Here is a 23,212-nt window from a genome sequence, read left to right as displayed (position 1 = left end):
TTTGAATTATTCAGTCAAAATAAAAAGCCGATCACATTAGATCGGCTTTTTCGTAACTGGTTTGTGAAAATTTTACAATTTATTTACATTTCATTATTGTATAATTTTGAATGACTTTACGACTTATTAGGTCATGGATTGAGATGACTGTTTATAACAAATTAAAAATTGCCATTTTCACCATTATGTCTTCGCCTTCTATTTATGCGATTACATTAGACCCTATACAAATTCAGTCCGCACCTGGCGATTTGTTATATGCCGAAATGAATTTTCAACAAGCTGACCCCAACGCCAATCTACAAGTCAGTCTAGCGACTCCTGAAGATTTAAGCGCGTTAGGGGTAACTCATCAGCCGCCCGGAAATCTTAATTTTTATACGCGCCAAAACGGTCAAGGCTCAGGGGTTATTGTGATTACCTCATCTCGCCCTGTGATTGATCCTGAACTAAATATTGTAGTAAAAATTAGTGAAGGTTCTGCCACCCGTTTGCAGCATATCAAAACCGTAATTAAGCCTTCTTCTATAAAAAAGACTGAAAATAACGAAAGTACTTTGTCACCTCAGTTTATTGTCAATGAAAAAGACATTGCTCTAAATCTGCCAGAAAGTACTCGATATGCATCACCAACCTCGGCCTCAACTACAAATAATTCGAATGGTGAACACAGTCTTACTATTAACTCTGGAACTGCTCCAGCAATAAACACAAATTCATCCAATACACTTAGTGCAAATTCTTCTACTCAACTTACCCAACAAGTTACAACAGCTACTACCCCAGATCAGACAGAAATTAAACCAACCAGCGCTAAGACACCTACAAATAATTCACCAAAAACTCCGGTCAAAAATCTAACAGCGCAAAAGAAATCTGTACCTCAAAAAGCACTTAACCAAAATCCTGCGAAGAAACAATCGTTAAGTTCCTACAAAGGACCAGCATCATCAGGTAAATATGTGGTACAGCGAAATGAGTCTTTATGGAGCATTGCTAATCGTATTGCCGCGAAAACAAAACAACCTGTTGCGAAAGTCATGCATGATATTCAAACACAAAACCGACATGCTTTTATTCAAGGTGATGTAAATCGTTTGCGTCAGGGAATCGCACTTAACCTAGCTCACTCTCCTGCAGCTAAACCTCAGCAAAACAAGTCAAAAACAGATATCGCACATACTGCAAAATCAACTTCTGGCAAAGCAAAATACCGTTTACAGCAAGCCGAAATGAGTATTGTGGCTGAAAACAGTCAAAATTCTACGCATGGAAGTGCTAAAAAGAGCACACAACAAAGTCAAAACAATACTGAGTTAGCAGTAAAAGTTATGACAACAAGAGAAAAAACCGTTACATTACAAAGGAATGTAACCAAACTAAATCAAACTTTACGTTTAAAAGACCAACGTATTCAACTTCTGAATGCACGTTTGGCAGAGTTACAACAGCAGTTACAAGCACAGCAACAGACTCATAAGCAAAAGCATTAAGTTAAAACCAGAGTCAGCTCGCTTTATATTGCAAATATTTATTTTTTAAGGGGAAAGTAATGTTATATGTGATTCCATTCATCATATTGCTCGTGGTCGCTGTCATTTTAAAAAAACGCGAAAATAGCCAAAAGCAAGAGTCGAATTCCCCTAAAACAATAAATAGAAAAACCAATAAAAAAACGAACTCTAAATCAACTAAAAACTCGCGTGAAAAAACTAAAGTAAATGTAGTTGATGAATCTATTCCCTCTACTCCACAAAGCAGTCCTGTTCCAGACGCTGTTCGTCAGAAGATTCAGCTACTTATTCAAGAAAGACAATTCTCAGCCGCTGAAGCTCAAGTCAATCAGGCGCTCAAAAAAGATAATACGCAACATGAACTTTATTTATTGCTACTTGAGATTCATATTGCACAAAAAGATGAGTTTGCAATAACTCAACTGATTAGCCATATTCGTAGCTTAGCGCTCAATGAAATAGCCATTCAAGCAGAAGCCAGACAAAAAGAATATGAGTCATCAAGACAACCAGATGCGATCGATTTTCCTCATGCTCAAACATACCAAGAGCCAAAAAATACATCTGATGCAACAGCTCAGTTTGACCAATTAACAACAAGTTCTTCTGAAACTTCTTTTGATGAATTGCAGCAAGACTATACCCCTGTAAAGCAAGAACCTGCTGTTGAAGTTGAACCTTTAGAGTTTAACTTTTCATTTGAGCAAACCACGACTACCGAAAGTACCAGCCAACCAACACAGAAATCAGAGTTATCGCCATCTCAAGAAACAAATGAGCTAGCTGACCTAGAGTTTTCTTTTGACTTGGCACCTCTGCATGAATCTGAGGAAAAAAACCAGACAATAGCGGCACCAGCAGCTCAAGAGAACACCAATGCTTTGGATTTTAATCTTGAATTAACCCATGAAGATCCAGAAGTAAAACCTAATGAACAGATCTCATCATTAGATGAGCTTCAACTCGTAGAACAAGCTCCATTAGAGTCGAATTCAATAGCACCTATTGAGTTTTCGCTAGACGAGCCTGCATTAGTTACAGCACCAGAGATTGAAACTCAAAACCTTGTAGACCTAGTAGGCGAAGAAACTACCCCAAATCAAACTAAAGATCCCCTTGTAGAAGCTTTTCCAGAATTAAAACAGTTAGATGAAAATGAGCTTGATTTAAAACTAGCTGAGCAATACATCAAGTTAGGAGCCTACCCAGCAGCTCAAGCCTTATTGGCAAGCAATGAGCAAAAATTCAACACAGAACAACAACAACGCGCGAAAAACTTACTTAATCGCATAGCTTCTTAGAACTGTTCGATTTACCATAAGCAGTCAGAGATGACTGCTTTTTTATGCCTGCAAAAATATGAAAAAAATAGCCTTATTTTATATGGGTGGTACTTTTGGTTGCATTGGTGAACCTTTAGCTCCTATGCCTTATGAGCAATTCTTGCCTCAACTTGAAAAAGTGATTCCCCCACACTTAACAGTTGACTGCTTTGCTGCACCCAATATTGTTGATAGCAGTGCATGTACGGCACCTGACTGGTTACACCTGATTCAACGTATACAACAACTACAACTTGAAGGTTATCAGCATTTCGTTGTTATTCATGGTACAGACACGCTCAGTTATGCGGCTGCGACCCTAGCCCGCTTTTTGGGCCAAAGCTGTCATATTGTGATTACCGGTAGCCAATACCCGTTACTCAATATTCAAGGCGATAACACCCGTGAATTTACTGATGCAATTGAGAACTTATATCTTGCATTAGAACAAGTGATTGCTTTACCTGTGGGTGCTTATCTCGCATTCCACCATCAAGTATTCCACGCGCAGACTGCATTAAAAACGCATACGACTGAACTCGATGCATTTTCAGGGTTAAGTAGTGAAGCTGAGTTTACGCCTCAGCAAAATGAATTGATCGTACAAGACGCCCAAATTGAACGAGCTGCTTCCTTCCAGATTTTAAACTGGATGATGCAACCCATTGCAACACAGCACTTAGTACAACAATTACGTCACTTACTTTCAGCCCCACCACACTTTTTAGTGTTACAAGGTTTTGGTACTGGCAATATTGCAGTAAACCAAGAATTACTCGCAACATTAGATGAACTTTACGCACGTGGCTGTATTCCAATTCTTACCACTCAGGTGACATTCGGTGGTATTGATCAACGTTATGCGATTAGTGCCTGGACCAAAACTGCAAAAATTGTCATCAGTGATGCTCATAGCCATGCAGATCTCTATGCAAAAACCCTTCAAATCTATTTAAAATACCCAACCCCAGAACAATGGCTCAGCCATTGGAATGAAAATTAGCATTAAATAGAGGTGAAGCTATGCAACGTTATGCAGTCGGTATTGAATTTAGCGGAGTTCAATACCGAGGTTGGCAAACACAACAGCCAGGCGTTGCCAGCGTTCAGGAAACGATCGAGCGTGTACTGAGTAAAATTGGAGATGAGCCCATTGCACTTCACGGTGCGGGTCGTACTGATGCGGGAGTACATGCAACGAATATGGTGGCACACTTCGACACGAACGCTATTCGTCCAGAAACGGGGTGGTTAAGAGGGGCAAATAGTCAACTACCTAAAGATATTTCTATTCAGTGGATTAAACTGATGGATGAAAGTTTTCATGCCCGCTTTAAAGCGACTGCCCGACGTTACCGCTATATCATCTATAACGCACCGCATCGCCCAGCACTATTACATAAGCAAGTTACGCACATTTACCAAAAGCTAGACGTGCAAAAGATGATTAAAGCTGCTAGTAAGTTCGAAGGAACGCATAACTTTGAAACTTTCCGCGCAGCAGCATGCCAATCAAACCAGCCTGTTCGACATGTAAAACATTGTCGTTTATTTGAACATGGACGCTATTTAGTTTTAGATATTCAAGCAGATGGTTTTTTACATCATATGGTGCGTAATATTGTCGGTTGCTTACTCGAAATTGGTCAAGGTATGTATGAGATTGATCATATCGATGCAATGTTTGCAGCGCAGGATCGTAAGGCAGCTGGGGTAACCGCCCCACCCGATGGCCTTTATTTTATTCAGTGTAATTATCCTGAGCAGTTTGATTTGCCGCAGCCACCACTTGGGCCACATTGGCTAAACTTACCTGAGTAAGCTTAGCCAACTTTACATATACTTATCTAACGATGCTGCTTACGCTTACGGTATTCAACAGGTGTTTCATTCGTCCAACGCTTAAATGCACGATAGAACGTACTTGGTTCAGAGAAGCCAGTTAAATACACAATACGTTCAACACTCTCATTGGTATTTGCCAGAAGCTTTTTAGCCAAACGACAACGATAGTCAGAAAGTATTTGTTGAAAACTGGTATTTGCCTCACTGAGCTGAGTACGTAAACGACGCGGCGTAATATTCAACTGAGCAGCAACCGTCTCTAAAGTTGTTTCTCCACTTTCAAGTGTCGAACCAATCGCACGACGAACCTCACCCACTAAATCATAACGGGCGAGTTCTTGTAACTTTTCAATCGCTAATTGTTCATGCAATTGAAGTAACTCTGGCTCTGCCTGCCAAAGCTGAAAATCTAAAATAGCTGGGTCAAAATATAAACGTGTCTCTTTCTGACCTAAGCTAACTGGGCAGCCAAATACACGGAAATATTCATCCTCAGAAGCTCCTTCGCTAAAATTAAAATCGATGAAGATAGGATGAAATTGTCCTTCAGTAATGAACTTAAAAAATCTAAGCACGCCCGAAATTGCACATTCAGAGAAATGACGATTGACGAGATTGTCAGCACCAATCTGTTCACCATTGGTTAAATAACAACGTCCTTCTTCAACTACTAGTTTTGCATCAAATGCATCACTAATCAGTCGCTGATAAGCTAAAGCTCGTTTTAAGCCTTCACCAAAGGTTTCACTACTAATAAATAGATGTTCAATCACCTGCCCTCGATACAAAGGCAAATGCTCACCTAAATGCAGACCGATGTCTGGATCTTTACTGACTTCCTGAGCGGCAGTCCAAAAGGCGTACTGTGCACTTAACGGTGTACGTGCATTGGTATCGACCTGATTTAAAGCAACTCCCGCTTTGGTTAATATTTCTTCTGTTGGCAAACCCGCACGACGAATCGCTTGGTAGCCAAAGCGTAATACAACTGATGCATCTGTTAGCTGACCCACGCAGTGCCCTTCCATGTAGATACTTCATTGATATTTAGGGCTGTTGACCTTTATGCAATTAACAGTCCCTAATAACTATGATTTTAGATTAGCGTTGATTGACCAAACTGACAACAGAATTACACTTCTTTTGTGAAAAAAATTACATCTTTTTTTATTAGTCATACTTTAACCAGATGCTTTAGCAGAAGTGTGTCTATCTTGTTTTTTTTAAAAAAATTGACTATAATTTGCGCCTTTCCAATTTGATCATCAGGTAGGCTATGGCCAATAAAGAGGAACTCATTGAGTTCGAAGGCGTTGTCACCGAAACGCTTCCTAATACGATGTTCCGTGTACGTCTTGAAAACGGTCACGAAGTTATTGCACACATTTCTGGTAAAATGCGTAAACACTATATTCGTATTCTTACTGGCGACAGTGTAAAAGTCGAAATGACTCCATATGACTTAACTAAAGGTCGTATTACGTACCGTGCTCGCTAATTAGTGAATGCAAAAAAGCCACTTTATGATGTGGCTTTTTTATTGCGTTATTTATTCACTTAAGCGACTGGTTTTACATCCCACCGTTTGGCATTCACGCAATCTTTCTTGCAGCCAATGGTTTCTTTCTTGCGTTGTCTGTAAACGACATTGCACGTCTACACTATTCCTATTTGAATCTGTACACTCGGCATCACGTTGACGTATCCATGCAAGCTGAGACTTCTTAAGAATATTTTTCTGCGCGGTGTTTAACTTTACTCGCAGTGCTTGATAATTCTTATTCAAATCTGCATCAGCACTCGCATAAATTTTATTTGTACAGTAAATATCATCATAAGTATTGCGGGCACTATCACAGTTATCTGCATAGACTGAAGTCATGCCAAAGCTGCATAAAAAAGCAAAAACTATTTTTCTCATACTATTCTTCCTTAAGTTTTCTATGAAATTATTATTAAAGTGATTCGAATGTAATTGATAAATCGAAAGACAAATTAACCTTCTATTTATCATAATCCTCCTTTTTTACTTTACAAGCTTGTAAATACAACCTATTGTTCTTTAATAATAAATATAATTTTATATAGTGAGAAAAATGAACATATATACCCGCTGCCAAATTGGCTTATTATCTTTCATCATTATTTGTCTTAACGGTTGTGCTAGCCACCCACGTCAATCCGTAGATTTACAGGAATATTTAAAAGGCTTTTTAGGTAAATCCTCGGCGACCATTCAACAAGATATCAATCTACGTAGTCTTGGTTTTCAAGTCGCCAATACACCGCAAAAAACATCCAATCAACTCATCTATACGATTTTGCGTCCTTTAAGCATTCCAATTCCGATGGTAAGTAATGTTGATATGAGAGGAAGCTCTATTCCCGTCCAATCAGGAAATCTGAGCGGCAATTCTTATGATATTAATTTCAATTGCAAAGTGATTTTCCAGCTTAAAAATGACATTGCCGAGTCAATTCAATATGAGGGTAAAGCCTGTTAAAACATAGGCATAAAAAAACGCAGCTCAACGCTGCGTTTTTTTATCATAAGCTTTTAAGCAAGAGCAGCTACAACAGCCTCACCCATTTCAGCCGTACCTACTTTTGTCATACCTTCAGACATAATATCTGCTGTACGCAAACCTTGATCAAGCACTTGACCTACTGCATCTTCAATTGCTTTTGCAGCAGCTTCTTCACGGAATGTGTAGCGAAGCATCATTGCAACTGAAAGAATAGTTGCTAATGGGTTTGCCACATTTTGACCCGCGATATCAGGTGCAGAACCATGACAAGGCTCATACATACCTTTGCCATTTTCATCTAACGAAGCCGATGGCAACATGCCGATTGAACCTGTAAGCATTGCTGCTTCATCAGATAAGATGTCGCCAAACAAGTTACCCGTTACGATCACGTCAAACTGTTTCGGTGCACGTACAAGTTGCATTGCAGCGTTATCAACATACATATGTGAAAGCTGAATATTTGAATAATTTGCTTGCTGTAAATCAGTAACTGTTTGCTTCCAAAGTTCTGTAACTTCCAAAACGTTAGCTTTATCTACGGAACAAACCTTTCCACCACGTAAGCCTGCAAGTTCAAAAGCTACTTTTGCAATACGCTTAATTTCGCTTTCAGAGTAAACGTCAGTGTTATACCCTTGCTTTTCACCGTTTTCGAGTTCACGAATACCACGTGGCTGACCAAAATAGATACCGCCAGTTAATTCACGAACAATTAAAATATCTAAGCCAGCAACAATTTCAGGCTTCAAACTAGAAGCATCTGCTAATTGCGGATATAAAATCGCTGGGCGCAAGTTAGCAAACAAGTTAAGTTCACTACGAATTTTTAAAAGACCACGTTCAGGGCGAATAGAGCGCTCAATAGTGTCCCATTTTGGTCCGCCTACCGCACCTAATAAAATTGCATCAGCTTTTTTTGCTTGTTCACTTGTTACTGCTGGGTACGGTTCACCATGCGCATCAATTGCCGCACCGCCTAATAAGCCATGTTCCCAAGTTAACGATAAATTAAATTTTTCATTTACTGTATTTAATACTTTTTCTGCTGCCCCAACAATTTCAGGACCAATACCATCACCAGCTAAAATTAAAATCTGTTTAGACATGAACTTTTTTCCATTTTCCAAAGACAAGCAGTGCTACAACTACCGCGGTGTTAGTTTTTTCTGCTCAAGGAATTCACCTAGTCCTGTTGTAACATCAAATGGTCGACAAAAACGGCGAATGACATGCCCATCTTGTTCTAAATCGACACATAATGGATCTGGTACAGAAACATTCAGCAAACTACCCGAACGGTTAGATTTGTCTCGGTACATTTTAAATGTATAGCGATGGTTAGCATTAAACTGGTGAATCACATGAAATGTTTCTGCACGATCCGGAGAGATCGGATAGAAACGGATCACCACTTCATATTGTTTAGCAGGCACAGATAAATATAAGCTGTTAGTTTGGCTAAGCACTGAACCTTGTAATCTCACAATCCCTTGATGAATTGCCTGATTACTAATTCTTCGTGTTTGCGCATCCACTACAGTAATATCATTTAGTCGTTCAAATTCACAACTCTTCGCGCCCGAACAATATATTGCTGCATTCTGCCCCAAATTTTCTTGTTCAGCCTGCTTAATGCGGACAGTATCCACTACATTGTAAGTGCTTTGACAAGCACTGAGTGTTATTGCGCACAGGCTCAACAAAAAGCTATGAGTAACGTTCCTCTTCATTGTTCAAGCCCAATCCTCATCTAGTGCATAATTCTAAGGTGTTTTTATGCTTTAGCATGTTAGCAAGAGTTTGAACGCTACGCCATGGCTATGTTTAAAATGTACCGAAAGGTTAATTCAACTCTTGGAATACCCAAGGACGAACTTGTTTAGTTTTTTCTTCATAAGCGCGAATTGCGTCCGCATTTTGAAGAGTTAAACCAATATCATCCAATCCATTTAACAAGCAGTGCTTACGAAACGGATCAACTTCAAATTTAAACGCTTCACCTGTTGGCGTACGTACTTCTTGAGCTGCTAAATCAATTGTTAATTGATATCCCTCATTAGCAGCACATTCTTTAAATAACTGCTCAACTGTTTCTTCTGGCAAAATGACAGGTAACATGCCATTTTTGAAACAGTTATTAAAGAAAATATCAGCAAAGCTTGGTGCAATAACGGTACGGAATCCATATTCATTTAATGCCCAAGGCGCATGCTCACGACTTGAACCACAACCAAAGTTAGTACGAGCAATTAAAACAGTTGCTCCTTGATAACGAGGCTGGTTTAAAACGAAATCCGGATTTTTTGGACGTACTGAATTGTCTTGCCCCGGATAACCTTCATCTAAATACCGAAGTTCATCAAATAAGTTTTCGCCAAAACCAGTGCGCTTAATCGACTTTAAAAACTGTTTTGGAATAATTAAATCTGTATCAACATTGGCACGATCTAATGGTGCAACGATACCTTGTTCAACTGTATAAGCTTTCATGGTTTGCTCCAGACCGAATTAAAATGAACGAACATCAACGAAGTGACCAGCGATTGCAGCCGCTGCTGCCATTGCCGGGCTCACCAAGTGAGTACGACCACCATTGCCTTGACGGCCTTCAAAGTTACGATTAGACGTCGAAGCACAGTGTTCACCTGGTTGTAACTTATCAGCATTCATTGCTAAACACATTGAACAACCCGGCTCACGCCATTCAAAGCCAGCTTCCAAGAAGATTTTATCTAAGCCTTCTTTTTCAGCTTGTTGTTTGACTAAACCAGAACCCGGAACAATCATGGCTTGCTTAATGGTGGATGCCACTTTACGACCCTTAACCACCTCAGCAGCAGCACGGATGTCTTCAATACGTGAGTTAGTACAAGAACCAATAAACACACGATCAAGCTGAATATCTGTTAATGCCTGACCTGCATTTAAACCCATATATTGATAAGCACGTGTCCAATCATTACGTTGAACGTCATCTTTCGCTTGTTCTAAAGTTGGTACAGCTTCAGTAACAGGAATAACCATCTCAGGTGAAGTTCCCCAAGACACTTGTGGTTCAATTTCTGCGCCATTTAATTCAACAACTGCATCAAACACAGCATCTTCGTCTGAATGCAATGTGTTCCAGTAAGCAACTGCTTGGTCCCATTGCTCGCCTTTTGGTGCGTAGCTACGGCCTTTCACATATTCAATAGTTTTGTCATCAACAGCAACCATACCGACACGAGCACCTGCTTCAATCGCCATGTTACATACCGTCATACGCCCTTCAATCGACATATCACGGAACACTTGGCCACCAAATTCGATTGCATAGCCTGTACCGCCAGCTGTACCAATTTTACCGATAATGGCCAACACAACATCTTTTGGTGTTACGCCTTTACCCAATACGCCATCTACACGAACTAACATGTTTTTAGATTTTTTCTGAATCAAGCATTGTGTTGCTAACACATGTTCAACTTCAGATGTTCCAATACCATGCGCCAAACAACCGAAAGCACCGTGAGTAGCTGTATGAGAATCACCACATACGACCGTCATGCCCGGTAAAGTTAAGCCCTGTTCAGGTCCAACCACATGCACAATACCCTGACGGATATCATTAATACTAAATTCAACAATATTAAAGGCTTTACAGTTGTCATCTAAGGTTTGAACTTGAATACGAGATGTATCATCTTCAATACCAGCGATGCCTTGGTCACGTTCCTTTTTAGACGTTGGAACATTGTGGTCCGGTGTAGCAACGTTTGCACTTAAACGCCATGGTTGACGATCCGCAAGTTGCAAACCTTCAAATGCTTGTGGACTTGTCACTTCATGCAATAAATGACGGTCAATGTATAGTAAACATGAGCCATCATCACGCTGTGAAACAACGTGGTCATCCCACAATTTGTCATATAAAGTTTTGCCTGCCATGTCGTCTTGCTCCATTGGACTGGGTAATTCTGATCTTTATTCGATTATAGCCAGAGTTTCACATAAATCTAATTTATCATTTTTATAAATTAGAAAACTTTTTGGAATAAATTATAATTTCCATAAGGTGCATCAAATTTAATAAATCGTTTTTGTTAATGATTATCATTTGCATAATCAATTTTTAATCTTATACTCTAATGCCTATACTAAAAATATCTAAAGTGGCTAAAGAGAAGGATCATGGCTAATATCCAAAAATTCGTTATAAATAATCAACGTACCTTAAAGAAAACCTTAAGCTATTACATTATGCATATTACTGTCGCAATGCTAGTCGCATACTTTGTAACAGGTAATATCTGGATGGCTTTAACATTAAGTATGCTTGAACCAACCGTACAAGCTTTTGCTTTTTTCTTCCATGAAAAAGTTTGGGCTGCTAAAGATCGCCGCATATCAGCCTTAGCTGAAAAAGAAACAACGGCTTAGGCTAAGATTAGTGCGGTAATTCACAACTTTCTCACTCGTTTTGCTGCAAGCATGATACGATTTTGGCTCGGCAACTTTAGCCCCTCGATTTTTCTATTCCAAGTTGAGTTGTATTATGAATCTTGCAGCCTTTGAAGCTTTTGTAAAAGTTATGGAAACAGGGTCTATCTCTGTGGCAGCAGATCAGTTATTTATTACTCAACCTGCTGTTACCAAACGAATTCACAGCTTAGAAGAATATTTTGGCGTAAAACTATTCGAATCTGCAGGTCGTGGTGTTCAAGCAACTCATGCTGCACATTCATTACTTCCTAAAGTTAAAAACTGGTTAAATGAGCTGGGTGATATTCACCATACGCTGAGCCATGAACAAACTCAGGTACAAGGCCGCTTGAAAGTCGGTACGAGTCACCATATTGGTTTACATCACTTACCTGCACCGCTTAAACATTTTGTTCAGCAATTTCCTCAAGTCACTCTAGATGTGCATTTTGTTGACTCAGAGCAAGCCCATGAACAAGTATTGGCTGGTGATTTAGAACTAGCATTTTTAACGCTTCCTCCTTCAGGAGATGAGCGTCTTAACTACATTACAATTTGGAATGATCCTTTAGTTTTTGTTGCTGCCCCTTTTCATCCGTTGGCGCAAAAAAAGAATCTCACCTTACAAGACTTAATTGAATATCCAAGTTTATTACCCGCTGCACAAACTTATACTGCCCAAATCACTTTAGCTGAGTTTGAAAAACAAGGACTTAAACCAAAAATTACCATGAGTAATAACCCTCTCGAGTCTATTCGCATGTTGGTGTCGATTGGTTTGGGTTGGTCAGTTTTACCTAAAACTCTGCTGAATCAGGATATGCAGCAGCTTGATTTGAATGTTGAGATGAATCGTCAATTAGGTATGGTTTGGCATCCTGCACGCACTCAATCTAGAGCCATGCAGGAGTTAATTAAAATGATGCAGGATGCATAAAAGGCTCTTATTTAAGCATCTACTCTAATTTAATTTATCCAAGCTTTAAGAGGCTTCGAATTTGTTGCACCATTTGGTTTTCATCAAGCATATGATGTGGAATCGTCATCGTTAATAGCTGATCTGATCGAAAATGGCGGTCTACTTCAAGCATAACGTGAGTTTGATTAGGTTCAGCAACGAAAGAAACTTCAACCTCATTAAATCCGCTAAACATATGTGAAGAGACAAATTCAAGCTCTTGGTAACAACCAATCGTTGATCTAAAATTTCGCGCAGTAAGCTGCCCTTTTTCTACATCTACTGTCGATAAAACAAAGCCACATCGCTGCATAGCCTGTAGAAATATTTGCATGGCTGAAGTTGGCAGAACCTTTAGATAATCACGATCAGTTGCATCTAATCCCCAATCAACATCCATATGGGTTTGAATCCAAACACGTGCACCATTTCTTCGGCAAGCAACCTCAGTAATCGGTGTCTCAAATGGTAGTTGAATACTAAAAGGGAAAGAATGCGCTTGATGTGCTGGCAAGAGGAATCGAGAGTTCACTAACCACTCTTGTAAAACTAAAGGTTGGTTAAACTCATGATCACCAGATTCGACTTCTGCCATCGTCACCAATTGCAAATAAAGACCATTAATCTCTTTATCAGATGATCCGCCTTTAAAGCTAATTTCTCCATGCAATGTGCTGCCTGCTTGCAAGCTTGGGTTCTGTAAAACAGTTTCTACCGTCACACCTTGAAGACCCAAACCAGACATAATTTTACTAAACATTTTTCTCTAACCTTTCGAATTATTTCATGTCATCTGTAGCAGCATACTTATTATTAAAGTGCATCATCTCCAGCGAGCTGAATCTTACCATCTGCAACTTCATTCATAAATTGATCATAGTCATTTAGATTACGTTCTGCATATTCTTCTGCATACGTTTGTAATACTTCTACTATCGTATTACCTTCGCCAAGGTATCCCATAAGTACATCTGCATTTCCAGATTTAGCGTGGGCATGAGCTAAGGCTAAACCACAACTTTCGGCATACTCATAGAAATACTCATCATCCATGTCACTAAGATCAACCGAGATTTTCATATCACGTAACTGACGTACATGAAAATGTTGATTTGATATGGAAGAGAACCCAAGAAATATATCACTTGCGGCCTGCATGAGCTGCTGACCATGCACTACACGCTCACCTTCGTGATTTACCTTGTCTACAAATAACGGGTTGAGAATTGATGGATTCGCTTCTTTCATTTGTAAAATTAACGGTTCCCGATCTGCATCTTGAAATAATGCAATCGCGGATCGTGTACCAACACTTCCGACACCCACCACTTTCAAAGCTACATCGGTACGTTGATAACGATCAAAAAGTACTTGGCGATCGTATTTCAAAGAATCACGGTATTGTTGAAAGAATACATCAACATCTTTACCAAATGGTTCATTTGCACTTGGATGCCATAATAACGGCGCATCATCCACAAAATGACGAAATCCTGTATCTTGATCTTGCTGGGTAAGCTTCGGCAAAACAGAGTACGCAGTTCTTTTCTGTGCTGAATCGAGGTGCTTCTCGCGTTTCTTTCTTAGTTTTCGACACTCAGTATTTTCTAATAATGTACTGGCATCAACTTTTTCATACCAAACTTGGAGTGGTGAAAGTTCTGTAATTTCTAATAAGTGCTGACGATAACTATTCAGCATTATTTTAATTGCTTTTAACCCGACTTTCTCTGCAAGATGAATATCACGTGCCGCGATTACAAAACTGGTTGCTAAGCGCTTTACATCCCATTCAAATGGGGCAACTAAAGTTTCGTCAAAATCATTAATTCCAAATAACAGGTTACGTTCGGGACTTGCAAAACCGCCAAAATTACTTAAATGACAATCCCCACAAATCTGTTGAAATAAGCCTGAGTTTACCGGCTCCCACGCTTGATCAAATAGCATCAAAGAAGGCATGCCACGATAAAATGTAAATGGAGAAACACTCATCCGTTTTGCACGAATCGGTTTGAGTTTTTCTAAACGACCTTGGTTACTCCAATCATAGATCGTTAAAGCAGTTGTACCTTTTGGTCGTTCAGAAAGTTTTGATAGGTGTTCACGTGGAACTTTTTTACGTTGAGCCTTACCTAATTTGAAACCTTCGCTTTTATTTAGTAGTTTCCCCTGATAGCTATGACGTGTTAAATCAATACTTTCATCATTCCAAAGTTGTTTTGGTAATTTAATTTGTACTGTTTTTGACATTATTTCCTCATTTTTAAATTAAATTTTTTTATATTCTGAAATCTTTGCCAAGATAGAATTTATTTTATTAATCAGAACAATATCTGTTTTTAGCTAAGATCTATAAGAGATATTAAAAAATGATTTTAAATATAATTAAGAGTTGGAAGACCTCAAAACTTTTCAAACTGTTCTTCCAACTCCATAATCTTAAATCGACCAGTCCTGAATGTCCCAGTTATGTTCTTGAGCCAGTTTTTCAAGACGATCATCAGGGTTTACTGCAATTGCATGCGTTGCATATTCAAGTAAAAAACGGTCATTAATTGAATCGGAATACGCCCAGGACTCAGACACGTTACGGCCTTCCAACCATGCATCTAGACGTGCAAGTTTGCCTTTTTGATAACACGCTAAACCAGCAACTTTACCCGTATATTTTCCGTCAGCCACTTCAGCATTGGTTGCTAAAATTTCGGTAATCCCAAATTCACGAAAAATCGGTGCAGTAATAAAATCACTTGTTGCCGTAATACCCACAATGGTATGGCCTAAATCTTGATGCTTTTTGATTGCATCAAAACCTTTTGGACGCATTTGCGGACGAATGACTTTTTGCATGAACAATTGGTGGAGCTCAGTTAAGTAGTCATTGTCATGCTGCGTTAAAAATCCAAAAACAAATTCATTATAAGCATATGGGTCAAGTTGGCCTGCTTTGTAATCTTCATAAAATTTATCATTCATCTGACGATGATGAACCGGATCAACCAAACCTTCATTGACTAAAAATTCACCCCAAGAATGGTCTGAATCGGTATTTAACAAGGTATGGTCTAAATCAAACAACGCCAGTTTCATGAAAATTCTCGTTTAAACTGAAATTTAAGAAAAAAAATGTAAATCTATCTCCGCTAGTCGATAGAAATTCGTTAAGATCGTATCAATTTAAACATTTTACTTTGATCTTTTCGAGCTGGACATAAAAAAGTGTTTGTCCCCGCGATTAAAGTCAACGATATAGACAATATTTAGGTAGCCAAATGATCGATTCAGAAGGTTTCCGACCGAATGTCGGGATCATTTTGGCAAACGATGATGGACAGGTTTTATGGGCAAAGCGCATTGGTCACAATTCTTGGCAATTTCCACAAGGAGGCATCCAGTTTGGAGAAACCCCTGAACAGGCACTTTTTCGAGAACTGAGAGAAGAAATCGGCTTATTGCCCGAACATGTCCAGATTATTGCGCAAACCAAAGGATGGCTGCGTTATCGTTTGCCACATCGGTACATTCGGTCAGACTCTGACCCCGTATGTATCGGACAGAAACAAAAATGGTTTTTACTGAAGTTAACTGCGCCTGCAAAAAATATTCAGTTAAACCTTTCCGACCCGCCCGAATTCGATGAATGGCAGTGGGTTAGCTATTGGTATCCTCTTGGACAAGTGGTGAACTTCAAGCGTGATGTTTATCGTAAAGCCATGGTGGAGTTGTGTACACAGTTGCCGATGCAACAATTACCCTAAAAATCATTTATCTAGCAAATGATTTTTATTAAAAGTGCTGTTATAAATACATTCATAGTCTAAAAAAATACTGGAGTATACATCCATGTCAAACATGCAACTCGACACTCTACGGCGCATTGTCCAAGAGGTTAATGCGTCCGTCAGTTTGCATGAATCATTAGACATCATGGTTAATCAGGTTGCTGAGGCCATGAAAGTGGATGTTTGTTCTATTTATTTACTCGATGAACGCAATCAGCGCTATGTATTAATGGCCTCTAAAGGCTTAAATCCAGAATCTGTAGGCCATGTTTCTTTGCAACTCGGTGAAGGCTTGGTTGGTCTGGTCGGGCAACGCGAAGAAATCGTTAACCTTGACAATGCGCCAAAACATGAGCGTTTCTTGTATTTACCTGAAACAGGCGAAGAAATTTATAACTCTTTCCTCGGCGTACCGGTCATGTATCGTCGTAAGGTTATGGGCGTTTTGGTTGTCCAAAATAAACTTCCTCAAGATTTTAGTGAAGCTGCCGAGTCCTTTTTAGTTACACTGTGTGCTCAGCTTTCTGGCGTTATTGCTCATGCTCATGCAGTAGGTAATATTGACGTATTCCGTAAGCCGAGTAATGGACCTGCCTACAAAACCTTTCAAGGCGCTTCAGGTGCAGGCGGTGTTGCCTTAGGTCGCGCTATTATTTTATATCCCCCTGCCGATTTGGGTTCTGTGCCTGATCGTGAAGCAGAAGATATTAGCGATGAACTTCGAATTTTAGATCAAGCCATTTCATCAGTACGTTCAGAGATTCGTTCTCTGGATGAAAAAATGCATGATTCACTCATGGCCGAAGAGCGCGCTTTATTTAGTGTTTTCTTAAGAATGCTAGATGAAAATGCATTGCCAGCAGAAATCAAAGAACTCATTCGTGATGGACATTGGGCACAAGGTGCAGTACGTCGTGTCATTGAAAAACACACTGCCCTTTTTGCACAAATGGAAGATGACTATCTTCGTGAACGAGTTTCCGACCTTAAAGATTTAGGGCGACGTATTTTAGCCTCTTTGCAAGAAGAAGACTCTAGCCATCGTGACCTGAGTCCAGACAGTATTTTAATTGGTGAAGAAATTAGTACTGCGGCTCTCGTTGAGTTGCCAGTAGACAATATTGCAGCGATTGTGACGTCAGAAGGCGCAGCCAATTCGCATATGGTGATTGTTGCCCGTGCATTAGGTATTCCAACCGTAGTTGGTGTAACTGAACTGCCAGTGAACACACTTGATGATGCAGAAATGATTGTGGATGCCTATCAAGGCCGTGTTTTTGTAAACCCTCCACGTCGTTTACGTCAACGCTATAAAGAAATCCAAAAAGAAGATGAGCAAATCGCAAAAGATCTCAAACAATACGAGACCAAAGAAGCGATTACACCAGATGGTGTGTCTGTTCAGCTCTATGTGAATACGGGCCTCATGATTGACGTAGTACGCGGAGTACAACGCGGTGCTCAAGGCGTCGGTCTATACCGAAGTGAAATTCCATTCATGTTACGGGAACGCTTCCCAGGTGAAGAAGAACAACGCGCAATCTACCGTCAACAATTGAGCCATTTCGCCAATAAACCTGTAGTGATGCGAACTCTGGATATTGGTGCCGATAAAGACTTGCCGTATTTCAGTATTGAAGAAGAAAACTCGGCATTAGGCTGGCGTGGTATTCGTTTCACGCTCGATCATCCCGAGATTTTTTCTTCGCAAATTCGCGCCATGCTCAAAGCCAGTATTGGTTTAAATAATTTGCATATTTTATTGCCAATGGTCACTACAGTCAGTGAAGTAGAAGAAGTACTTTATTTACTTGAGCGTGACTGGATTGCAGTGCAAGAAGAAGAGCAAGTTAAAATTACCAAACCAAAAATTGGGATTATGGTTGAGGTGCCGAGCGTACTGCTACAAATTGATGAGTTTGCCGAACTCGTCGATTTCTTCTCGGTCGGTTCAAATGACTTAACCCAGTATTTACTTGCAGTTGACCGTAATAATCCACATGTGGCAAACGTTTACTCACACTTTCACCCATCCATTCTACGTGCGCTAACCCGCTTAGTTAAAGAATGTCATGAATACAAAAAACCTATCAGTATTTGTGGTGAGATGGCAGGTGATCCATTATCAGCAATTCTGCTCATGGCGATGGGCTTCAATACCCTTTCGATGAGTTCGAGTAACATTTTGCGAGTAAGAAAAGCAATTTGTCATGTCCCTATGACAGATGCACAAAAATTGCTGGATGATGTCATGAAAATGAATAATCCACTCATCGTGAAAAGTTGGCTTGAGTACTATTTTAAAACTCACGGTTTAGCTGATATGGTGAAATCGAATCGAATCGTAAATGTTTAATATATAAACAATAAAGGAGAGCAATGCTCTCCTTTATTCATTTGAGATCGCTTCTACTACAACTCAATATAAAAAATTTCATCTCACTATTGCCGCCATCTTAATCTATTAAATAAACATATAATCGGTTTTTTAAATCAATATTGACAGTTTAATCCATTTGAAAAATAAGACTCCTACTCCTAGTATATTTACAGAGCGTTATTAAAAGATCTTACGTTGTTCCAACAATTGAAGAGGTAATTCTATGCATCGTTATTTACAAGTTTCATCTTATTTTTCCTCTTGTTTTTTAACCTTCATGCAGTAAATTGGAGGAATAACAAGTAAAGGAATCTGATGCATTATTAAATAAAAAATAATGGCCGACATCTCAGTGAAAAGACTTTTAAACGGTTTCTCTCACCATTTGTTCTCCCATTTCTTTATTTAGTAAACATGAGTTTTTAAACCAGAAGTCCAGGAAAATGAGCCCTAACATTTTACGAAGAGCTCAATAATTATTACCCAGAGAGAATATAACCATGTCAGACGAATCAAAATGCCCTTTTTCAGGCCATAAATCAAAATCAGAGGTAACGGTCGGTGGTGGCACGCCTAGTTTACACTGGTGGCCAAAACAACTACGCGTCGACCTACTCAACCAACATTCAGAACGCTCTAATCCACTCGGTAAAGAATTTAATTACCGTCAAGAATTTAAAAAACTCGACTACTACACCCTCAAAGCTGATATCAAAAATGTATTAACCGATTCTCAAGATTGGTGGCCAGCCGATTGGGGAAATTATACAGGCTTATTTATTCGTTTAGCGTGGCATGCTGCCGGTACATATCGCATGGGCGATGGTCGTGGTGGTGCTGGTCGTGGTCAACAACGTTTTGCGCCATTAAATAGTTGGCCTGACAATGCAAGCTTAGATAAAGCGCGCCGCTTATTATGGCCAGTTAAACAAAAATACGGTCAAAAAATATCGTGGGCAGATTTATTTATTCTTGCTGGAAACATCGCACTTGAATCTTCGGGTTTCCGCACCTTCGGTTTTGGTGCAGGTCGTGAAGATGTTTGGGAACCAGACAACGATGTAAACTGGGGCGATGAAAAAGAATGGTTAGCTCATCGCAACTCTGAAGCATTGGAAGGCAGCAATCTAGCTGCAACCGAAATGGGTCTAATTTATGTAAACCCTGAAGGCCCACAAGCCAGCGGTGATCCAAAATCGGCTGCACCATTTATTCGCGCGACTTTCGGCAATATGGCAATGGATGATGAAGAAATTGTTGCCTTAATCGCGGGCGGTCATACTTTAGGTAAAACTCACGGCGCTGCCTCTGCTGACCATGTTCAGGCTGATCCTGAGGGAGCATCAATTGAACAAATGGGCTTTGGCTGGTCAAACAGTTTTGGTACTGGTGTGGGTAAAGATGCAATCACCTCAGGTTTAGAAGTGATTTGGTCACAAACGCCAACACAATGGAGCAACTACTTCTTTGAAAACCTATTCAAATACGAGTGGGTACAAGAGCGTTCACCTGCTGGTGCAATTCAATGGGTAGCAGCAGATGCTGAGGCAATCATTCCAGATCCATTCGACCCATCAGTTAAACGTAAGCCAACAATGCTTACTACAGATTTGACCTTACGTTTTGATCCTGAGTTTGAAAAGATCTCTCGTCGTTTCCTTAACGATCCACAAGCATTTGCCAATGCTTTTGCTCGCGCTTGGTTCAAATTAACTCACCGTGATATGGGGCCAAAAGCACGTTATTTAGGTCCTGAAGTTCCGGCTGAAGATTTAATCTGGCAAGACCCATTACCTGCTGCCAGCGCTATACCATCTGCTGCTAGCATAGATGATGCAAAAGCAAAAATTGTTGCATTGGGATTATCTGCTGGTGAGCTAGTTTCCCTTGGTTGGGCTTCAGCATCCACGTTCCGTGGTGGAGACAAGCGTGGCGGTGCAAATGGTGCACGTATTGCTTTATCGCCACAACGTGAATGGGACGTAAATAAAAAAGCCGTTGAGACTTTAACTAAAATTGAAGAACTCAAAGCTTCTACTCAATTATCATTAGCTGATTTAATCGTGCTTGCAGGTAATGTTGGTGTAGAACAAGCTGCTCAAGCGGCAGGTTTCAACATTAGCGTTCCATTTGCCCCTGGTCGTGTTGATGCATTACAAAGTCAAACTGATGTCGAATCTTTCCAATTACTCCTTGGCCTTGCCGATGGTTTTAGAAACTGGAAAAAAGAGGGTGTCAGCGCAACAACTGAGGCATTATTAATTGATAAAGCACAACAACTGACTTTGACTGCACCAGAGTTAACTGCATTGATTGGTGGCTTACGTGTACTGGACACCAACTGGGATGGCTCACAACACGGCGTATTCACTCAGCAAGTTGGTGTACTCAGCACAGACTTCTTTACGAACTTACTCGACATGTCAACTGTATGGGCACCTGTTGACTCAACAAGCGAAGTATTTGAAGGCAAAGATCGTAAAACAGGCGCAGTAAAATTTACCGCAACACGTAATGATTTAGTCTTCGGTTCAAACTCAATCTTACGTGCATTAGCCGAAGTTTATGCTCAGGCAGATGGTAAAGAAAAATTTGTTCAAGACTTTGTTGCTGCATGGACTAAAGTCATGAATCTTGACCGTTTTGACTTAGCCTAATTTAAGTCAAAATAGTAAAAAGCCAGTTCAATTTGAACTGGCTTTTTTAATATCAAGCATCGTTTTTTAAACAGTAAGTTTGTGTCCTTCCCGAATGCAATAAAAAGGATTTGCAAGCTTTGACGAAGCTTTAATTGCCTGTGCTAGAGCATGCTCTGGATCTTCTCGGTCTTCATCAGTCAACTGGAAAGTCCGATAATGAATCGCAATAGAACGATGAGCCTGTAAATCGAAGTGCGCATGTAGCGCATCTTGCGGGTTCATATGAACATAGCTCATCAATTCACGTGGCTCATACGCACCTATTGGAAGTAAGGCAACTCGCGGTGCGCCATAACGGGCATGTATTTGCTTAAAATGACCCGCATAACCGGTATCACCCGCAAAGAAACAATGACCTGTTTTAGCCACGACCGAAAAGCCGCCCCAAAGTGCCTTATTCTGGTCGCGCAAACCACGACCTGAACCATGCTGTGCAGGTGTATAGATTATTCTTAATTCGTGATAGGGAATTTCTTGCCACCAATCCATCTCAATGACATGAAACTCTTTAGGTAGATAAAACCCATTCCCAAGTCCAGTGTAAATTGGCATTGCGAATTTTTTATGTAGCCATTCAAGTGTTGCCAAGTCCATATGGTCATAATGATTATGGCTGAGCAAAACTCCATGAATCGTCGGTAATTGTTCTAGTGCAAAACCTGCTGGGCATACACGGCGTGGGCCACGCCCTTGTGAAGGACTTGCATAATCACACCACACTGGGTCGGTAATAAAGTTATAAGGACCAATCTGAACCAATACCGTTGCATGCCCAACGAACCAGACTTGCCAATCATCCAGATCTGCCTGAGGTCGATTTTGCGGCAAAGCTACAGCCGTATTTACACGGGTTTCATATTCATTTTGAATATCCACATTCCATGTAAAAGACTCACGCGTAACCAACCAACGCAATAACTCTTTTGAGCCACGAGCAGGTGATTTAGGTTGTTGATTATAAAAACGTGTATCCGTTTCATGCCCAGACTCGGGATGACAAAAAGGAGGTTTTATCCATGTATGCGTCCAACAGGACTGAGTCGGCAATTGATATGTTAATGTCGGCTTGTCTTTCATGGGCTTTTCTATGTTTTAGCATCAGCAGAATGGATGTGATCAGGTTTCTATCTTAACGATTAAAACAAATTAAGCTATGGCACTTACACTTATTTATCATATAAATATCCATTTTATCGTGGTCATAGCCAACCTAAGTTAAATTAGAGTGCCATAAAAAACACTTAGATGTGTTGAGTTTATGCGTCAGTAATTACCATTCTTACTAAGACTTCTTGTATAACATAACAATTAGAAGATGACGAAAAGCCGCCATAGAACCTGTCTATTTCATCTTTGTCACCCGTAATTTTTAACTTAAGATTCTTCTGTGCAATAAAAACAATATATTTAGTAACAATTACATTTGGGTAGATCTTAGCGACCTCTAGGTTATAAATTTATTTTATTATTCTAGTTTTTGCATAATATGAGAATTTCTTAAATGAATATTTAAATCCTTTAGAAAATTCTTTGATTAATTAAAAATAATGTATTTATTATTTAATTATTAATATATTTTATGAATTATTAGAGCTTATATTCCTATATTAAATCTTTAATGAAAATTAAAATTCCATTTATTTTATAAATACCTAAATCACCTTCACGCTATATCTATTTATGCTTTATACTTCACTTAAATCATAGTAAGACATTT

Annotated in this window: 21 protein-coding genes; 11 read left to right on the top strand and 10 right to left on the bottom strand. The window is 39.7% G+C overall.

What is annotated here, in order from left to right; translation table 11 throughout:
• Positions 1 to 143 precede the first annotated feature (143 nt).
• The 4 genes from J580_RS18105 to truA are packed head-to-tail and all read left to right on the top strand — an operon-like array spanning position 144 to position 4,657.
• On the top strand, positions 144 to 1,493 hold the full coding sequence (locus J580_RS18105; protein ID WP_032005145.1) for a FimV family protein: 1,350 nt from the start codon (positions 144 to 146) through the stop codon (positions 1,491 to 1,493).
• 59 nt (positions 1,494 to 1,552) lie between these two features.
• Positions 1,553 to 2,815: a hypothetical protein gene (locus J580_RS18100; protein ID WP_032005144.1), complete on the top strand. Its 1,263-nt coding sequence runs from the start codon at positions 1,553 to 1,555 to the stop codon at positions 2,813 to 2,815.
• A 58-nt stretch (positions 2,816 to 2,873) separates the two neighbouring features.
• On the top strand, positions 2,874 to 3,839 hold the full coding sequence (locus J580_RS18095; RefSeq protein ID WP_032005143.1) for an asparaginase: 966 nt from the start codon (positions 2,874 to 2,876) through the stop codon (positions 3,837 to 3,839).
• A gap of 20 nt (positions 3,840 to 3,859) precedes the next feature.
• Complete coding sequence (gene truA / locus J580_RS18090; protein WP_032005142.1) at positions 3,860 to 4,657, top strand: tRNA pseudouridine(38-40) synthase TruA; 798 nt, start codon at positions 3,860 to 3,862, stop codon at positions 4,655 to 4,657.
• Between the two features lie 26 nt (positions 4,658 to 4,683).
• Here the strand turns inward: truA and J580_RS18085 are convergent, their stop codons facing one another.
• A complete protein-coding gene (locus J580_RS18085; RefSeq protein ID WP_005066032.1) occupies positions 4,684 to 5,694 on the bottom strand; it encodes an AraC family transcriptional regulator in 1,011 nt (336 codons plus the stop codon).
• Between the two features lie 263 nt (positions 5,695 to 5,957).
• On the opposite strand from J580_RS18085, the gene infA reads away from it, so the two are divergent.
• On the top strand, positions 5,958 to 6,179 hold the full coding sequence (infA, locus tag J580_RS18080) for a translation initiation factor IF-1 (RefSeq protein ID WP_001284370.1): 222 nt from the start codon (positions 5,958 to 5,960) through the stop codon (positions 6,177 to 6,179).
• A 51-nt stretch (positions 6,180 to 6,230) separates the two neighbouring features.
• Here infA and J580_RS18075 read toward each other — a convergent pair whose 3' ends face one another.
• Positions 6,231 to 6,602, bottom strand: coding sequence for a lysozyme inhibitor LprI family protein (locus J580_RS18075; RefSeq protein WP_005079207.1), 372 nt, complete (start codon positions 6,600 to 6,602; stop codon positions 6,231 to 6,233).
• Positions 6,603 to 6,777: 175 nt separating this feature from the next.
• Between J580_RS18075 and J580_RS18070 the strand changes: the two genes are divergently transcribed.
• A complete protein-coding gene (locus tag J580_RS18070) occupies positions 6,778 to 7,185 on the top strand; it encodes a hypothetical protein (RefSeq protein ID WP_017482006.1) in 408 nt (135 codons plus the stop codon).
• Between the two features lie 53 nt (positions 7,186 to 7,238).
• Here the strand turns inward: J580_RS18070 and leuB are convergent, their stop codons facing one another.
• From leuB to leuC, 4 genes are all read right to left on the bottom strand, one after another.
• Positions 7,239 to 8,318: a 3-isopropylmalate dehydrogenase gene (gene leuB / locus J580_RS18065; protein ID WP_002114882.1), complete on the bottom strand. Its 1,080-nt coding sequence runs from the start codon at positions 8,316 to 8,318 to the stop codon at positions 7,239 to 7,241.
• A gap of 39 nt (positions 8,319 to 8,357) precedes the next feature.
• Positions 8,358 to 8,942 carry a hypothetical protein gene (locus J580_RS18060; RefSeq protein ID WP_005066026.1) on the bottom strand — a complete coding sequence of 195 codons (585 nt, stop codon included), beginning with the start codon at positions 8,940 to 8,942 and terminating at the stop codon, positions 8,358 to 8,360.
• Between the two features lie 112 nt (positions 8,943 to 9,054).
• Positions 9,055 to 9,702: a 3-isopropylmalate dehydratase small subunit gene (gene leuD, locus J580_RS18055; RefSeq protein WP_032005141.1), complete on the bottom strand. Its 648-nt coding sequence runs from the start codon at positions 9,700 to 9,702 to the stop codon at positions 9,055 to 9,057.
• A gap of 18 nt (positions 9,703 to 9,720) precedes the next feature.
• Complete coding sequence (gene leuC, locus J580_RS18050) at positions 9,721 to 11,139, bottom strand: 3-isopropylmalate dehydratase large subunit (protein ID WP_032005140.1); 1,419 nt, start codon at positions 11,137 to 11,139, stop codon at positions 9,721 to 9,723.
• 243 nt (positions 11,140 to 11,382) lie between these two features.
• Between leuC and J580_RS0104410 the strand changes: the two genes are divergently transcribed.
• Positions 11,383 to 11,631, top strand: a complete 249-nt coding sequence (locus tag J580_RS0104410) for a DUF2061 domain-containing protein (RefSeq protein ID WP_005079212.1) — start codon at positions 11,383 to 11,385, stop codon at positions 11,629 to 11,631.
• A 115-nt stretch (positions 11,632 to 11,746) separates the two neighbouring features.
• Positions 11,747 to 12,610, top strand: a complete 864-nt coding sequence (locus J580_RS18045) for a LysR family transcriptional regulator (protein ID WP_005066023.1) — start codon at positions 11,747 to 11,749, stop codon at positions 12,608 to 12,610.
• A 34-nt stretch (positions 12,611 to 12,644) separates the two neighbouring features.
• On the opposite strand, the gene J580_RS18040 is transcribed toward J580_RS18045, so the two are convergent.
• From J580_RS18040 to J580_RS18030, 3 genes are all read right to left on the bottom strand, one after another.
• Positions 12,645 to 13,391 (bottom strand): sporulation protein, encoded by a 747-nt coding sequence (locus J580_RS18040; protein ID WP_032005139.1) that lies wholly within the window; start codon positions 13,389 to 13,391, stop codon positions 12,645 to 12,647.
• 53 nt (positions 13,392 to 13,444) lie between these two features.
• Positions 13,445 to 14,884 carry a DUF2252 domain-containing protein gene (locus tag J580_RS18035; RefSeq protein WP_032005138.1) on the bottom strand — a complete coding sequence of 480 codons (1,440 nt, stop codon included), beginning with the start codon at positions 14,882 to 14,884 and terminating at the stop codon, positions 13,445 to 13,447.
• 189 nt (positions 14,885 to 15,073) lie between these two features.
• Positions 15,074 to 15,724: an HAD family hydrolase gene (locus J580_RS18030; protein ID WP_002115098.1), complete on the bottom strand. Its 651-nt coding sequence runs from the start codon at positions 15,722 to 15,724 to the stop codon at positions 15,074 to 15,076.
• A gap of 182 nt (positions 15,725 to 15,906) precedes the next feature.
• Between J580_RS18030 and J580_RS18025 the strand changes: the two genes are divergently transcribed.
• The 3 genes from J580_RS18025 (at position 15,907) to katG (ending at position 21,453) form a co-directional block, all read left to right on the top strand.
• Positions 15,907 to 16,392 carry an RNA pyrophosphohydrolase gene (locus tag J580_RS18025; RefSeq protein ID WP_032005137.1) on the top strand — a complete coding sequence of 162 codons (486 nt, stop codon included), beginning with the start codon at positions 15,907 to 15,909 and terminating at the stop codon, positions 16,390 to 16,392.
• An 85-nt stretch (positions 16,393 to 16,477) separates the two neighbouring features.
• Entirely contained in the window at positions 16,478 to 18,772 is a 2,295-nt protein-coding gene (gene ptsP, locus J580_RS18020; RefSeq protein ID WP_005066019.1) for a phosphoenolpyruvate--protein phosphotransferase, read from the top strand.
• A gap of 524 nt (positions 18,773 to 19,296) precedes the next feature.
• Positions 19,297 to 21,453, top strand: a complete 2,157-nt coding sequence (katG, locus tag J580_RS18015) for a catalase/peroxidase HPI (protein ID WP_032005136.1) — start codon at positions 19,297 to 19,299, stop codon at positions 21,451 to 21,453.
• Positions 21,454 to 21,519: 66 nt separating this feature from the next.
• On the opposite strand, the gene J580_RS18010 is transcribed toward katG, so the two are convergent.
• Positions 21,520 to 22,572: an MBL fold metallo-hydrolase gene (locus tag J580_RS18010; protein ID WP_032005135.1), complete on the bottom strand. Its 1,053-nt coding sequence runs from the start codon at positions 22,570 to 22,572 to the stop codon at positions 21,520 to 21,522.
• Positions 22,573 to 23,212: the final 640 nt, after the last annotated feature.

This window comes from Acinetobacter sp. 1542444 (assembly GCF_000581835.1).
Taxonomy (GTDB): Bacteria; Pseudomonadota; Gammaproteobacteria; order Pseudomonadales; family Moraxellaceae; genus Acinetobacter; species Acinetobacter pittii.
Note: the sequence above shows the minus strand (reverse complement) of the source record. Positions and strands in the feature narration are given on the sequence as shown.